Annotated in this window: 2 protein-coding genes; both read right to left on the bottom strand. The window is 40.8% G+C overall.

The genetic code is table 11. The annotated features are described in order from the left end of the window. Nucleotides 1-46 precede the first annotated feature (46 nt). Nucleotides 47-433 (bottom strand): type II toxin-antitoxin system VapC family toxin, encoded by a 387-nt coding sequence (locus AB9H30_RS19350; protein WP_371196433.1) that lies wholly within the window; start codon nucleotides 431-433, stop codon nucleotides 47-49. Further along, on the bottom strand, nucleotides 420-615 hold a 196-nt coding region (locus AB9H30_RS19345; RefSeq protein WP_371196432.1), incomplete at its 5' end, for a type II toxin-antitoxin system VapB family antitoxin. The genes AB9H30_RS19345 and AB9H30_RS19350, both read right to left, overlap by 14 nt.

The raw sequence follows: 615 nt of genomic DNA, 5'->3' as shown, positions 1-615 counted from the left end.
GAATAACGGCCATTTAGCTTTTGACAAACTAATTACCTAAAACCAGTTATTCAGGTGAGTATTTCACTTCAAATTGGTCTGTTAGATTCCCAAGGCGTTTGTCCAATGTCCATAGCTTGGCATCACGCGTCAATAGTACAGAGCAAAGGAGAGCAATGTCTATATATCCACAACCTTTTCCGTATAGTTGATGTTGCTCAATCATCGTTAGCACTTCAGTCTGGTTCGCAATAGTTGATGTAGCAAGCAAAGACATATCGCTAAGTGTTCTGGCCCTTGGAGAAGGGGGAGTTCCGCAAGCAATTTCAGCTATTATCAGTGGGTGACACAGGACGGCGTCTTTTGTTAATAATTCAATTAAGAAATCTTCTGAATACTTAAAATGAGAAACCCAAACAGAAGTATCTACCAAAACCATGTTATTCAGTGCCACGACGAGGGATATCCTGCATGTCTGGTGATTGAGCGCCTAGTGCGGCTAACCTTTTTGCTGACTGAACTCGAACGAAAGTTCTGATTGCTTCTCTAATAATTTCAGACTTTTCAATACCAGGTTCGCAAAGCTGGATAGCTTTATCAAACAACTCATCGTCTATTGAAACCGTAGTTCTCATA

The organism is Glaciecola sp. SC05, assembly GCF_041380235.1.
Classification (GTDB): domain Bacteria; phylum Pseudomonadota; class Gammaproteobacteria; order Enterobacterales; family Alteromonadaceae; genus Glaciecola.
The sequence above is the reverse complement of the archived record's forward strand: the minus strand, read 5'-3'. Positions and strand labels throughout refer to the sequence as shown.